The sequence below is a fragment of the Phyllobacterium endophyticum genome (genome assembly GCF_003010935.1).
Taxonomy (GTDB): Bacteria; Pseudomonadota; Alphaproteobacteria; order Rhizobiales; family Rhizobiaceae; genus Phyllobacterium; species Phyllobacterium endophyticum.
The window spans coordinates 1534565-1548627 of record NZ_PGGN01000001.1; the positions used below are offsets into that span (position 1 = coordinate 1534565).

9 protein-coding genes are annotated in these 14063 nt (G+C 53.7%); 2 read left to right on the forward strand and 7 right to left on the reverse strand.

What is annotated here, in order from left to right:
• Nucleotides 1–68 precede the first annotated feature (68 nt).
• Nucleotides 69–2387: a glycerophosphodiester phosphodiesterase family protein gene (locus tag CU100_RS07170; protein WP_146141807.1), complete on the forward strand. Its 2319-nt coding sequence runs from the start codon at nt 69–71 to the stop codon at nt 2385–2387.
• Between the two features lie 521 nt (nt 2388–2908).
• Here the strand turns inward: CU100_RS07170 and CU100_RS07175 are convergent.
• The 7 genes from CU100_RS07175 to CU100_RS07205 all read right to left on the reverse strand — a co-directional run bounded on the left by CU100_RS07175 (nt 2909) and on the right by CU100_RS07205 (nt 12231).
• Nucleotides 2909–5377: a phosphocholine-specific phospholipase C gene (locus CU100_RS07175; protein ID WP_106715770.1), complete on the reverse strand. Its 2469-nt coding sequence runs from the start codon at nt 5375–5377 to the stop codon at nt 2909–2911.
• Nucleotides 5378–6025: 648 nt separating this feature from the next.
• Nucleotides 6026–6193, reverse strand: coding sequence for a shikimate kinase (locus tag CU100_RS07180; protein ID WP_106715771.1), 168 nt, complete (start codon nt 6191–6193; stop codon nt 6026–6028).
• Nucleotides 6194–6298: 105 nt separating this feature from the next.
• Entirely contained in the window at nt 6299–7105 is an 807-nt protein-coding gene (locus CU100_RS07185; RefSeq protein WP_106715772.1) for an ABC transporter ATP-binding protein, read from the reverse strand.
• Nucleotides 7098–8099 (reverse strand): FecCD family ABC transporter permease, encoded by a 1002-nt coding sequence (locus CU100_RS07190; protein ID WP_106715773.1) that lies wholly within the window; start codon nt 8097–8099, stop codon nt 7098–7100. The genes CU100_RS07185 and CU100_RS07190 overlap by 8 nt, the downstream gene beginning before the upstream one ends.
• The gene (locus CU100_RS07195) at nt 8096–9109 is read right to left on the reverse strand and encodes a FecCD family ABC transporter permease (RefSeq protein WP_106715774.1); all 1014 of its coding nucleotides are present in this window, start codon (nt 9107–9109) and stop codon (nt 8096–8098) included. Before CU100_RS07195 ends, CU100_RS07190 begins: the two co-directional genes overlap by 4 nt.
• 6 nt (nt 9110–9115) lie before the next feature.
• Nucleotides 9116–10045, reverse strand: a complete 930-nt coding sequence (locus tag CU100_RS07200; RefSeq protein WP_106715775.1) for an ABC transporter substrate-binding protein — start codon at nt 10043–10045, stop codon at nt 9116–9118.
• A gap of 32 nt (nt 10046–10077) precedes the next feature.
• The gene (locus CU100_RS07205; RefSeq protein ID WP_210280711.1) at nt 10078–12231 is read right to left on the reverse strand and encodes a TonB-dependent receptor family protein; all 2154 of its coding nucleotides are present in this window, start codon (nt 12229–12231) and stop codon (nt 10078–10080) included.
• Between the two features lie 769 nt (nt 12232–13000).
• Here CU100_RS07205 and CU100_RS07210 point away from each other — a divergent pair.
• Nucleotides 13001–13906 carry a LysR family transcriptional regulator gene (locus tag CU100_RS07210; RefSeq protein ID WP_245418936.1) on the forward strand — a complete coding sequence of 302 codons (906 nt, stop codon included), beginning with the start codon at nt 13001–13003 and terminating at the stop codon, nt 13904–13906.
• The last annotated feature ends 157 nt before the right edge of the window (nt 13907–14063 follow it).

A 14063-nucleotide genomic window follows, 5' to 3' on the forward strand; every position in this document is an offset into this window, starting at 1 on the left:
TATTAATTGTCCAGAGCTGAATACAAATATTTCAATTAATATTTTTACAAATTGTTCAGGAGGCTCAATTGCGATCTAGGATTTGTCTTTTACTAGCTGCCCTTGCCTTGTGCATCGGCCATACGGCTCCCGCCGATGCGGCCTGTTATGATCCGCGAGAGGTAATCAGACAGACCAAAAATCCTCGCAATACCACGATTATGACCGTCATGCATCGTGGTCTATGGCTTTCCAATGACAACCGTCTGCCGGAAAATAGTATCGGCGCGGCCTTGGCGGCCGATCAAACCTGTATTCCGGGGATCGAATTAGATGTGCGGCTGACAAAGGATCGTGTCCCTGTGCTGATGCACGATGCAACCTATGGGCGCTTGACCGACGTTTTTAGGCAGGAGCCCGGTAACACCGGTAATCCTAATAAATTCTATCCCGACGAGCCCAATCCAACGGGCTATAATCCTAAAGTGGTTGACCTTAATTGGGTTGACAACGATGAAAAAGGCAATCCGGCAACTGACAAGGGGGCTCGTTTCCTGAAGTTGCTGGATAATCCCAATTCGTCAAATCGCAGCGACACAGGCAACGTAACCAATTACTATGTCGAAAGTGTCAAGACCTTTTATGATCAATATCTGGACAACCGGATGTCAACGGTCGTATTTTTTCACATAGTTGATCCTGCTGCCACCGAATATGTTCTTCAAGAAATTTACAAGGACCAACGCGACTATAATCAGGGGTATGGCGCCCGGTTGCGAGCGGCAGAATTCACGATCATCAAATTCCCCGCATGGTCGTTTCCAACGCCTGACGAATACCGGGAGACGCTAAGAAAAGCCAAGAAAGCAGCTGGCGTTGATGAATCGGCTCCCGATCCCCTAGCCTATCCCTACTATGGTCCTCAAACCTTGCAAGAGCTCATTGATAATACCAAAAACAAGACCATAGGCAAGATTACAGACCCTTACACGCAATCCATCGAACTTTGGATCAAAGCCGAAGATGTAAGGATCGGTGTTGAACTCAACGTGAAAGATCCAGCACACCTGCTGCAGCCAGAATATGAGAGGGCAAAAGGTAAAGTAGCGCTGGGATCTCTCCATGCAGTCCCGGATTATCCCCGTGTGCATCCGGGGACAAGTCCGGGATACCGGATACCGCATGTCAAAGAAGGAACAAAGGGCCAGACAATTGCAGCGAAAGACGGCTTCTATATCGGCTCAATCGGCGCGTGCTGCTATGAACTGTCCGATAAGCTGACAGGAGGCGACAAGATTGACAGACGCCTTGATGTCAATTTCATCGTCGGAACAGACAAGGGCAAGCCGACCAACACCATAATTACAACCGATGACGAAGATGCGGTCGCCCAAGCCATCGCTAAAACTCATGGGCGATCGGCGCTTTGGCCTTACTCCCCCCTTCTGAGGACCGTACTTGCATTTGATTACCAGATGAAGCCTTACCATAGCATCATCCGCGACAACGGTAAGGTCGTTACTGCAACCATCGGAAGCACCCCGCTCACTTGGCAGACGGATTCAAATTCAAGCAGCGCTGCGTTTTCCCAATTCAATGGTCAAGGCTATCTTTTCTTTGAGCGGGCGGGATCAAACTACCATGAGTTGCTCTTCAAGAATTTCAACGGATCTACTATGTCGGACGGTGAATGGGCATTGTCTCCAGGGCAAAACCTCTACAGTCGCGGCCGTCCTGCGATCGCCACATCAGATGGTTACCTGCATTACTTTGGCAATAACTTCAATGTACTTGAAACATTGACGCTTGGTCGCCTTGGATATTGGGGGCAATTAAGCCGTGGACGGACCCTTGGCCATGGGGGCCTTCGAGCTGAAGTGAAGCCGGTTCAAACGGGTTACAAGATAGGCGGGTCACCCGCGGCATCTGCATTTGGCGGAAGTGTTGTTGTGCTGTTCAAGGATTTTGAGAATAGACTACTATATTCTCTCTATGATGGCTACCAAATGAGAGTTCCTTGGGCAGTAAAGATCGGCGCGAAGCATGCAGTGGCGCAACTGGTACGAGGTACGGAATTTACATCCATCCCGTTTAACGGAAGATTGTTTGTTTTCCTGTCAGGTTTTCAATTCGCCGAGGAATCCATTATGTGTATGACATTTAATGGAACGGGATGGAGCGAACTCACCTGGGTTCCCAATACTACTTCGTATGGGCTTCCGGCAGTGGCGATCGAACGATCGCACATTGTACTCTATACTCGCTCTGCTGATGGTAAAAACCGGCTGATGCATAACTCGCTGAGCTTTCCCGACGGTCAAGCACCCTCATGCAATGGCGAATGGTCAGGCAATTCGGAAGTTCCAGGGCCCGTACTATTGCACACCGCGCCGGTTGCACTTCAATGAAAGACACGGGCCCTCACAATTTTGTCGTTGCGCAAACACCCCCCTTGCGAGCGCGTTCGACTCGGTTCCGGCTTCCTCATCGGCGAGCCTTGAACGGCCGCATCATTCCTGTCCGGGCTGTGCAGGGATGACGCGACTGCCATGCCTGGTCGATGACGATGCGGGAGCGTCGCGCGTTTTTGCTACTTGCCCTGCCCCCGGGATCTGGCGAAAACCGCGCCTGGGACTTCGCGCCAAGACGTACGAGCCTGCGAAGCGTGTTTGGATAGGCTCAGGCACAACCCGGCAAACAGCAGTCATGAAAAAGGGAGACCGTCACCAAGGCCATAGCGTCGGTGACGAAAAGGACGGAATAGGCGTTATGAGGCTCGTAACATGGCTTGTGGAGATCAGAGGAACAAATCCACGATAAAAAGGTAGCCATCGCGCTGGCTTCGATCCCGGTTTCTTCCACCCTCACGGTCCGACTCTAAAGTACGCTCCTCGTGGAGCCATCCGGGCATGGACGAGATCCTCCCATCTTATTCGATGAACCGAATGGAAGGTGTCGAACTTTCTTCGATGAAAAACTGCCCTGATGATTTCGGATGGGCCGATAGTGAGGTGGCAGGTATAGCAGGGCTGCCGGCGGTTTCGACGGGCGGCCTTTTGTCGACCGTTGCTACGGGAAGATCGTCTATTGTTAAGAACGGATCAGTTCGGCTGGGCTCACCATTTTCGATGTGTCCGGCGATGCGCCGCTTGAATGGAGCGGCTGTTTTTCCATGCTTGTCGGTAAATTCGACTGTCACATCGTACCAAGCTTCTCTTGTGGGAATCTGAACGACCTTCCTGGTATAGCCTGTCTGATCCATCGGGAGTGGTACCATGATGAAGTCTTGCGGCGTACCATCGGCACCCCATATTGGCGAATATTTGTTGGATATCTTGAGAAAGCGGCCTTCTTTCCAACAACCGGTTATATCGAGATAAAGCTCAAGGTCCTGCCAGGGGTCGATGGCAGTTTCACCAACATAGACGGTGATCTTGGCATCGATATTTGCGTCATTGTTGCCCTCCAGTTCATAAAGATAGCCGTTCGGACCATGGATAGAAAACCCATACTTGTCGGATATGGGTAGTTCAGGGTTCAAAGGTTCTTCCTTCACAACTGTATATCTCTTCGGAGCACCGGCGGAAACGTTATCGTAGGCATAGAAAGAGACGCCTGCGGAGCTCGTGGACAAGCAGAGATTGAGCTTGCTGTTTTGCGCATCGATAGTGCCGTTGACGCTAAAGTAATAGGGCAACGGTCGCGCTTTGCGCGTGCCGTCAAGGTTCGATGTCTGGTTTGAGGCAAACCATGTGAGCGGATTGTCCACTTTAGGAAGATTCTTGGTGTTGTCTGCAGGTACAGTGGGCGACTTGGAAAATAATGGACCGCGGCGGTTAAATTCCTTTTTGACAAGGCCTGTCGTCTTTGCATCAGGCTTGCCGAAATCAAGGGCCGAAGTCAGATCACCTGCGACCGCGCGCCGCCAGTCGGAAATATTGGGTTCCGCAATGCCAAATCGTGCCTCAAGGAATTGGAGCACGGATGTGTGGTCGAAAACCTGTGAACACACCCAACCGCCCTTTGACCAAGGCGATATCACTATACAGGGTACGCGCGGCCCGAAGCCAAGGGGATTCCGCCCATCTATTTCATGCTTGAGGCTGTCTTGCAAAGAGGAGGACACTTCACCATCCGCACCGGTCACGGGCGGCATGGGCGGCACGATATGGTCAAAATATCCATCGTTTTCATCATAGTTGAGGATAAGGACAGTCTTGCTCCACACTTTCGGATTGGCAACGAGGCCACTCAAAACTTTGTTTATGTAATAAGCGCCCCTGGTGCTTCCTCCAGAGTGCTCGGAGTAGCATTGTGGTGCAACTATCCACGAAATATTTGGAAGCTTATTACGCCAGACATCGAACTCAAATTCGTAAAGCGTACGGTTTGTTACGCCTTTTTTTGTCAGCGCGTCCAGCTTGCCATGATCAACTTTGACTTCCTTTCCTACGCAAAAATCTTTCAAAAACTTAAGAAATGTTTCCTTGAATAATGGAGTTTCATGAATCGGATCGGGTAAATAGCAGCGTCCATTCGTCCAAAAGCAACCTTTGACCGGTTTATTGCGATAGGCATTGAAGGTTTCCAGCGCATTATCGGTGAAGTTATCAGTTGCAAAGTCTAAAGCTTGGCCGGTTCCACCCTGATAGGTTCGCCAGCTGATTTTTTTCGTCTTGTTGGCTGGCAGTGCGTTGAATTCTTCTATTCGCTCGGGATAGGTCTTCCAGGCATGGCCACCCGAGATCCTTTTCAGAAACCCCCCATTCGGGTCAGACGCTGTGCCCGACATCAAATGCAACCGATTTGGATATGTGTCGCCATGCACCGAGGAGTGGTAATGGTCGCAAATCGTGAATGAATTGGCAAGATGCCGGTGGTAGCTCACGTCCTGGTGTTTGAGATGCCCCATCACCAGCACATCTTTTTTCGCTTCAAGCCACCGGTCATAGCTTCCCTTGTTCCAAGCCTTTATCCCCGAATCCATCCCGTGATGGGTGCCACGTATGTTTTCTCCATTCTTGCCGTAATCAATATGGAATGGAGCAACGAATTCCGCCTTTGGATCTACACCGCAACGCTTTTCGGCCGTCATGCTTGCGATGGCTTTGTTGGAATTCGGCTGAAACCACGTTGCCTTACCTGTCGATGGCAATACGACCGGGCGAGGGTCCGTATAGCCGCGTACGCCGTTATAGGTGCCAAAATAATGATCGAACGATCGGTTTTCCTGCATAAGGATCACCACGTGCTCGACGTCGAGTATAGTTCCAGTGACCCTGTTGGGCTCGATGGCGAGGGCCTGCTGGATAGCTGGAGGCATTGCGCTGAGGCCCGCTGTGCCCGCTGCGGTCACACCCATCATCTTCATAAATTCACGGCGGTCGATAGCAGTCATAATTCTATAGATCCTCAAATGGGAAAAGGCGCCAAAGCGCCAGAGATATTTTCAAATACAGCGAATTGCGGGAGGTGGAAAAATCCTCAAGGTAGAATTCCTCGACATAAAATTGTCCAGAGATGGGAGTGCAAATTTGTGTAGTGGAAAGGACCACCGGTCAATTCAACGAAAGTCTAGGCCGAACGGATTTGGACTGAGGCACGTGCCGGATGGCCCGCCACCGGCGCGAAGACCTCGCGTTGCGAGCCGGCCGGCCCGTTCGGGATCAGTCATGGTGCGTGGCGGCCATGTCGGTCTTGATGAACTCCGGCGACCGGATCAGCGCATTTGTCCGCTTTGTCTTGCCGCTTTGTCGAAGAACGGATCACTAGAACCGGCTGTCCGTCCAGCAACAGGCACGGCAAATGATTTTCCCCTATCAATATGATCCCGAGACCAAGAAATGGCAGCATTGGGCAAAGATACCCAATAATTATCTTGCGGCCGGAGGACCTGGCATCTTCTGATCTGCCTTTTGGGTTGCCCGCTGGCCCGTCCCATACACTCAGGACCAGCGGGCAATAGAGCTGCCGCTCGCGATGGCCGCTTGCGACAAGGCAAATCCTCTCCGAATGAAACCCTCGAGCGAGCGCCAGGCCGATGCCGCTATAGCCATATCGAGATTCCCTGCTCAGCGATCCGTGCGCGGGTCTCGGCATTCGTGAAGGCGCCGCCGCCGGTCGCCACCACTTTCGGTTGTCCGGCAAGGAGCCGCGCGAGCACCAGCCGCTCGCCGTCACGAAAATACGGCTCGCCGCAGTCTCTAAATCTGATATCCGCAACGACCCCCTATATGAGCCGCTTGAGTTAGAGACTAGTCCGAAAAGGGGAAGCTAAAAGCCAGTTAGATCTGGTATCCTGATCGATATAAACAATGCATTAAGCGTGGCTGACCGAGGCATAAGGCAGGCAAAAGGGTGTTCCATTGATCGGGTGCGGAATGACATGCGCCTCGACGCCAAAAACGGATTTTATCAAGCTTTGCGTCAAGAGGTCGGCAGGACTTCCGACTGCATAAATACGGCGGTCCGCGACTGCGATAATGTGATCGGCATATTGAGCAGCGTGATTGAGGTCATGAACGACCATAACCACGGTGCGGGCATGCTTCTGGTTGAGCTCCTTTAGAAGTTCAAGCACATCGAACTGGTGGGCAATATCCAGATAGGTCGTGGGCTCGTCAAGCAGCAGGATCGCGGTTTCCTGGGCCAGTGCCATAGCAATCCACGCCCGTTGACGTTGACCGCCGGAAAGGCGATCAAGCGGACGCTCGCCCAACTCAGTCATGCTGGTCGCTGCAAGAGCTGTTTCCACCATCTCCTCATCATGTCCGCTGAAGCGGGAAAATAATCCCTTATGAGGATGGCGACCGAAACGGCAGAGCTGCCGCACGGTCAATCCATCCGGCGATATCGGACTCTGTGGCAGAAGCGCGAGCTTTCGCGCTACCTGCCGGCTAGACATTTGCGAGATTTCCTTGCCGTCAAGATAAACCACACCTTTGAAGGGTTGTATAAAACGTCCGAGTGCTTTTAGTAAGGTTGATTTGCCGCTGCCATTAGGCCCGATCATTGCGGTGATCCGACCATCCGGAATAGAAACGTCGATGTCCCGAAGTACCTGGGTTTCGGCATAGCCGAGTGTGAGCTGTTCTCCCGATAGCCGGAATTGCATCGTTCTAGTCATGACGTCCGGCCTCCTTTACGAGGAGAAAAATGAGATAAGGACCGCCGATCACAGCAGCTACGATCCCCGCTGGAATTTCGTTCGGTAACGCGATCAACCGTCCGATAAGATCAGCTACAGAAAGCGTCAAGGCTCCAATCAGCCCACTCGCAGGCAATAGATGCTTTGCGCGCGAACCAACCAGCAGGCGCGCGGCGTGCGGTGCAAGCAGGCCCAGAAAGCCCATACTGCCGACGCTTGCGACACTGCCCGCGCACAGTGCAATCGATGTGAGTATAAGCCCGCTCCGCATTAGCCCCGGCGACATCCCGAGGCTGATCAGCGTGTCGTCACCAAAGCCGCCAGCGTCAAGGCGAGCGGCAGCCAGCAACACCAACGGAAGGCACGCCAGCAACCAGAGGGTCAGGGCAAGGACGTCTACCACTGTACTCCCATAGACGCTGCCTGCGAGCCAGACCATGGATTGGTCTGTCCTGCTCGGATAAAGTATCATCACATATTGCATCAGCGCCTGTGCCAGCATACCGAGCGCAACTCCCACAAGCGCGAGCGCTGTCATGCCCCCACCAAAACTGCGACCTAATGCCAGCAGGAGTGCTGCACCACTGATGGCGCCCAGCATGACGCCTGCCGGTATCGCCCAGATGGCCCAGGCCGCAGGTGTCATAAGCCCCGCCAGAAAAGCGCCTAGCCCTGCCCATTTCGTGATACCAACGACGTCGGGTGACGCAAGCGGATTGCGAAGCGCGCCTTGTAGAAGAACGCCAGCAATCCCAAACGACGCTCCCGAGAGGATTGAAATCACCACGCGTGGTGCGCGGTACTGAGTGACGATGAATGCGTTCTTGCCGCCGCCAATGCCATCAAGCACCTGTCCGATACTCAAGGGCACCGCGCCGACCGCCATCGCGAGCATTGCAATTGCCGCGATGAGAACGGCGACAGCAATGCAGACCACCAATGCACGCATGTCGGTTCCGGTCATGGTGCTCATTTCGCCCTTTGCCTCCACAGAATCAAGAGAAATGCCGGCGCGCCAAGGAGAGCGGTGACAATGCCGACCGGCATTTCTGCAGGGAATGCCGCGATGCGCCCGAGAAGATCAGCCGAATTGAGCAAGAGGGGGCCGGCTATGGCGCTGAGTACGATCAATGTAAGTTGATCACCGCCAGCAAGACGCCGCACAAAGTGTGGCACCAGAAGACCGATAAAACCGATTGGACCGCTGACCGCGACGGCGGAACCCGCAAGAACGACGATGAGAAAGGCTGCAAGGCCACCAACGCGCTTCGCATTCTGGCCGAGCGAAAGCCCCGTTGTTTCATCAAGCTCCAAAACCCCGAAATGCCGTCCGGCGAGGAGCGCGGCCCCACCGCCCATGACGGTGAACGGCAGAATGATTCGAACCTCTCCCCACTGCGCTCCGTTGATCGACCCTGCCAGCCAGTAGAGGATATCCTGTGCGGCGTTGTTCGCAATCAGGATTGCCTGCACGAGGGCAGCAAGCACCAGTTGTATGGAGATGCCGGCAAGTGCCAGTTTCATGTCGGTGATGGTCCCCGAGACGGAAAGTGCCCACATGGCCAGTCCAACTGCCGCAGCACCCGCAAATGCGGGCCAGACGGTGCTGGCACCTCCCATTTGTGGCAGAGCAATGAGGCAGAGGACAATAGCCAGCGACGCTCCGGCATTGATACCGAATGTCTGAGGCGATGCCAGTGGATTGCGTGTCAGTGTCTGGATAAGAACACCCGCCATTGCCAAGTTCGCGCCGACAAGTAGCGCAAGGACAATACGCGGCATACGCACATTCCAGATCAGCGCGCTGTCCGGTGTACCATCCGGCGAGGCAAGCAGGGCAAGCGCACGATGTATCGGCAATTTGGAAACGCCAACCGAAACCGATGTAATCATTATGGCTGCGAGCCCAATAGCGAGCAAACACCCGATAAGGACTGGCTTGCTGCTGTTGCGCGCCATCGGGTGCGCACGTTCCCGGCTCATTGCGGTTCAACTGTCACTATAGACCTTTGCAAGAACTTCCCTTGCAATCATCTCCGCCGTCTTCAGCCCGCGGAAGCGGGAGAACTGATTGCGGTCGACCTCGAAGACTTTCCCCTCCTTGACCGCGGAAATATTTACGAAGGCTTCATTGTCCTTCCACTGATCAAAGACGGTGCCACCGGGATCGGTTGCAATCAGCAGAACGTCGGGATTGACGGCGATCAGCCGCTCCAGTCCGGCGCCACTTTCAACGGCATCAAGTGACTCAATGGCCGGGATCAACCCAATGGCCTTGAAGACTGAACCGGTGAACGAGGACGACGTATGGAGGCTCATGGAACCGGTACCGGCAACGGCGAGCAGGAATCGCCGCTTCTCGCCTGCAGGAATTTGTGCCACTAGGCTGGCGATGACTGCCTCATGTTCGGCAATTGCCTTACCGCCTTCTGATTTATCCCCCAATGCATAGGCGATGACCAGGACATTGTCCTTTATCGTCTGGTAACCTCCTTCCCAGCTATTGAGCACAATCGTTGGCGCGATTGCGCTGAGCTGCCCGTAGATAGCCGTATGGCGCACTTCGTCGGCGATAATCAGATCCGGAGCCAATGCGCTGACCAGTTCGAGATTTGGCTCAAGTCGGGTCCCAACAGAGCTATAGTCGACTTTTTTGCCGAGCAACTGCTGAATACGCAGTGGTTGATTATCGTCAGCGATGCCGATCGGAGCCAAACCGAGTGCATCCATTGCTTGGACAAAGGAAAACTCGAGCGCGACCGCGCGGATTGGCGTGCCCGTGATCTCGGTGGAGCCCAATCGATGTGCGATGACGCGAACCCCGTCATGTGCGTTGGCGGTGCTGACCGCCGGAAGAAGCCTGGTCAGCGTAGCTGCTGCCAGGGCAAAATTTATCCTGCGCCGGGTGAGATCGATCATTTTAGCCCTGCTCGGTTTCTTACGGCCCGTTATCAAAACGCCACTGATGCACTAACAAAGAAGGTGCGCGCTTGGCCGACGAACTTGCCGCCATTGTTGTCGATCGCACGTGTGAAATATTCCTTGTCAAACAGGTTCTTCACCCCAAATGCCAATTTCGGGGCATGCTTTTTACCCTCAGGCTGATATGCCAAACGCATATTCACCGTTGCATAGCCAGGAATATCGCCATACCGCCCCGTCGAATCCTCCTCCGTCACGTAGGTTGCCCCCTCAACGGCATTCCCGGGGGCATGCTGTTTTGACTGAGCGAGAATGTCGGCGTTGAGGACCCAATCGTCGTATTGATAGCGCGCACCTATCGAACCGACGTGGTGGGAATATAATGGAAGATCACGACCTTCGAATGCGCCTGCCTCATAAGTAGCGTCCGTATATGTGTAGGTCGCCGACAAGGACAGGCCATCGAGTGCAGGAGAAAGGTCGCTCAGATCATAACGGCCTGCGAATTCCACACCACGATGTTGCGTGGCTCCAAGATTCGTCCAAACGCCCTCACCGAAAACAGACCTTCCAAGAAAGAGTTCTTCGTCGAAATCAATGTTGAAAACGGTCAGCTCGGCGCTCCAATTTTCGCCGAGGTAGTGGGTGCCAACTTCGTAGGTTGTGGCCTTTTCCGGATGCAGACCTTCGGTTGTTGATGCGAGGTGGCTGTATTGTTGCGGACCAAAGGAAACACCGGCATTGGCAAACAGTGTCCATGAACCGTCGACTTTGTAGGCCAGCGATATCGTCGGCAGCGCCTCGCTTGCATCTATCTCCGGAGTGATTGCCCTGGTCACATTGCCATTATTGAAATCCGTAACGTTATTATGCGTATCGATCATTTCGTAGCGAATGCCGGGTGTAACCGTCCATTTTCCAATTTCGATCTTGTCGTCGATATAGACGGCATGCGCGGTCGTTCCGCCTTTGCTTGTTTGATAGATGCCTTGGGCAAGATCGTTCGGATCGATGCCGGACGACCGGTCATAAAATGCAGTGCGGGAAGCAGTCTCGGAGCTTTCCTCCCGTAAATAGCGATAACCGATCGTCACCTCCTGAGTTACAGGGCCAGTTTCAAACAGCCGGGAATAGCGTGGTTCTATGCCAAAATATTCATAGTCGCGTGGAGCGGCGTTAAGGCGATACCGATTGGCGTTGGCGCCCGTGCCTTGTTGTTCCACATGGCTGCCGCGGAAAGAGTCGACATAATAAGTCAACAGCTCGAAATTGTTCTCTCCATCGTCATGTTGATAACGCAGGGAAATGTCGTCGCGCCGGCCGGTGAATTCGTCATAACGGCGCTTGGACTGGTATGGGTCCTCTGCATATTCCTTCGCTGTCAGGCCGCCCGGCATCCTGCCTCCGCCTTCATAGTGATGGAACTGGATAGCCAGCTTGTCCGTATCGGAAAACTCATAGGCACCCTTCAGGATGATGTCGTCGATGTCGGACTTGTCGTTACCATCCCGATAACCTTTTCCGTGGATGCCGGAATAAAGTATAGCACCGCCGTAGCCGCTATCATGTGTGCCGCCGATGAAGAAATTCGGCGTTGCCTTGACGTTGCCATTGCCTCCGACGATGTCAGCACCCGATGAGACTTCCGCGCTGAAATCCTCAGGAATCGGACGGGTGACGAAATTGATGATACCGCCGACATTTTGCGGTCCGTAGCGTACAGAACCTGCTCCGCGTACGACATCGACCGCTTCGATGTTCCCGGATGTAAGCGGGAAGAGCGACAACTGCGGCTGGCCGTAGGGTGCATAGGAGAGCGGAACGCCGTCCATTAATACGGTGGATCTTGGTGACAGACGCGAGGCCAGTCCACGCACGCCCAGATTGAGCGACACGTCACTTCCCCCCGTACCATTGCTGTCTTGTACCTGCACTCCAGGGACCATCCTGAGTACGTCGCGTATGTTGCTAGCGCCGCCTTCTTCGAATTGCTTGCGGTCAATGATTGTGCGAGCGCCGGGATGTTTCAGGACCTTTTCGGCATTCGGCTGGTCTAACCAGTTGCCGGTGATCGTGATGGTGTCCAGTAGGATCGACGTTCCCTCAAGAGCGGATTCCTGTGCGTGACTGGATGTGGTCGAGGAAAAAAGGGCGAGAGCAATGGCTAAGTACGTCTTATGCAAAATGGAATATCCTGTATAAAATTGGTGAATTCAGGAAATTTAGGAGAAACCTGCACGTGGAGGCGAAATATCGCTCTCCCGATAGCGCGGGTTGGCAGTTTTAATAACGAGAGGGATTATCGACGTTCAGAAAGTGCTGAACCAGCCAATTCGATTTGATTTATCAGGCAATTCATAAGTACCTCAAAAATATTCAATATTCGTCAATATGCGCTTACTACAACGGAGGTGCAAATATTACAATGCATATAACCTGGCATGAAAGGCACGCATACCCACGATCGTTTCCGGCAACGCCGGCTTCAAAGCCATCTGACGTGGCATGCCATACGCCGATCCGGAGCAACTTCTCAGCCTCGCATGTAAGTGCAGATGGCTGACAGGCGAGTAAGTCGGTCGAGCGTTGACACAAGAGCACATCTCCTACGCGGCTTACGTTCAAGCACACTTGTTCCCGAAGTCATCTCCGCAAGTTCCCGGGAAACCTGAGGCAGTTCACTGCGGATGCGGGAAGCGGGTTCCTCCAGTCGACGACGCCTGCAGGCCGTGGTCCCTGGTCGGCCGTGCAACTATGCACCTAAAGTCTGGATTTGCTCGCGCGACGCGGAATGATAACTGGACTGCTTTCAGGAATGCGATCCCAGAACTTCAATTTAGACGAACGCTCGCCGTCTCAGTCAGCGGGATTTTTGCAGCGCAAGCGATGCGGATCGGCTCGACAGACTAGGAAACTAAAACTGAAACGGCATTGCGTATCATGAGACTTCATATGAATTTTAACCGGATGGCATATTTTGCCGCCGTCGTTGACACCGGTTCGTTTACGGCTGCGGCCGATAAGTTGGGTATTACGAAGGCGGTCGTGAGCCAGCAGGTCGCGAAACTGGAAGAGGAAGCAGGGACGGCCCTGTTGGTGCGCAATACCCGCCGGATCTATCTTACCGATGCGGGACGGGCGTTTCACAGCCGCTGCAGCAGTATACTTCGCGAAGTCGAATTCGCATTTGACGAACTGGCCGAAGGTACTGAAATGCCCATGGGTTTGCTGCGGATCGTTGCACCAGTCGCCTACGGGCACTGCCTGATCGTGCCGGCGGTCGCAAAGTTCACGGAGCTCTACCCTACTTGCAGGGCCGCAGTGACCTTGAGCGACAAAGGTCACGATCTTATCGCGGAACAGATCGACATTGCTATTCGCATCGGGGACCTTGCGGACTCCAGCCATCGGACGCGCAGGATTGGCTCGATTCACCGCTATCTGGTTTGCTCACCAGGCTTTGCCGCTAGGACTGCTGAAATCCTGCAACCGGAAGATTTGGGTATATTGCCATTTGTGGCAAATACGGCTCTGGAAGAGCCTTATGTCTGGGAATTGACCAATCAGAACGGCGAAGTGAAGACTTTGCATGCCTCTGCATCGATTATGGTGGACGCCATGCCCGCCGTCTACGGAGCGGTGTTGGCAGGGGGCGGGCTCGCAATCTTGCCCGAATATCTTGTATCAGAGGACATTTCGAAGGGCCGTCTTTTACAAATCTTACCCGAATGGAGCGTGCCGACAGCTGGCATCCACGCCGTCTTTCCGGCGACGCGCTACCGCGCCACCAAAGTTCGAGCTTTTATCGACCTGCTTATCAAGATGCAATCGGAGCACGGTATTCGCACGGGGGCATGACCGTCAGTTCCGATAGCCGAATTGGGGTGGCCAATCGGCAGCCCTTTCATCTTTGTGCACCTGGCGTGAACACCGGCATTCAATGGCGTCTGTATCCGTGAGGATATCGGACCCATTGTCTGGTTTCTCCATACGGTGAATCAAGATTGTTGGCATA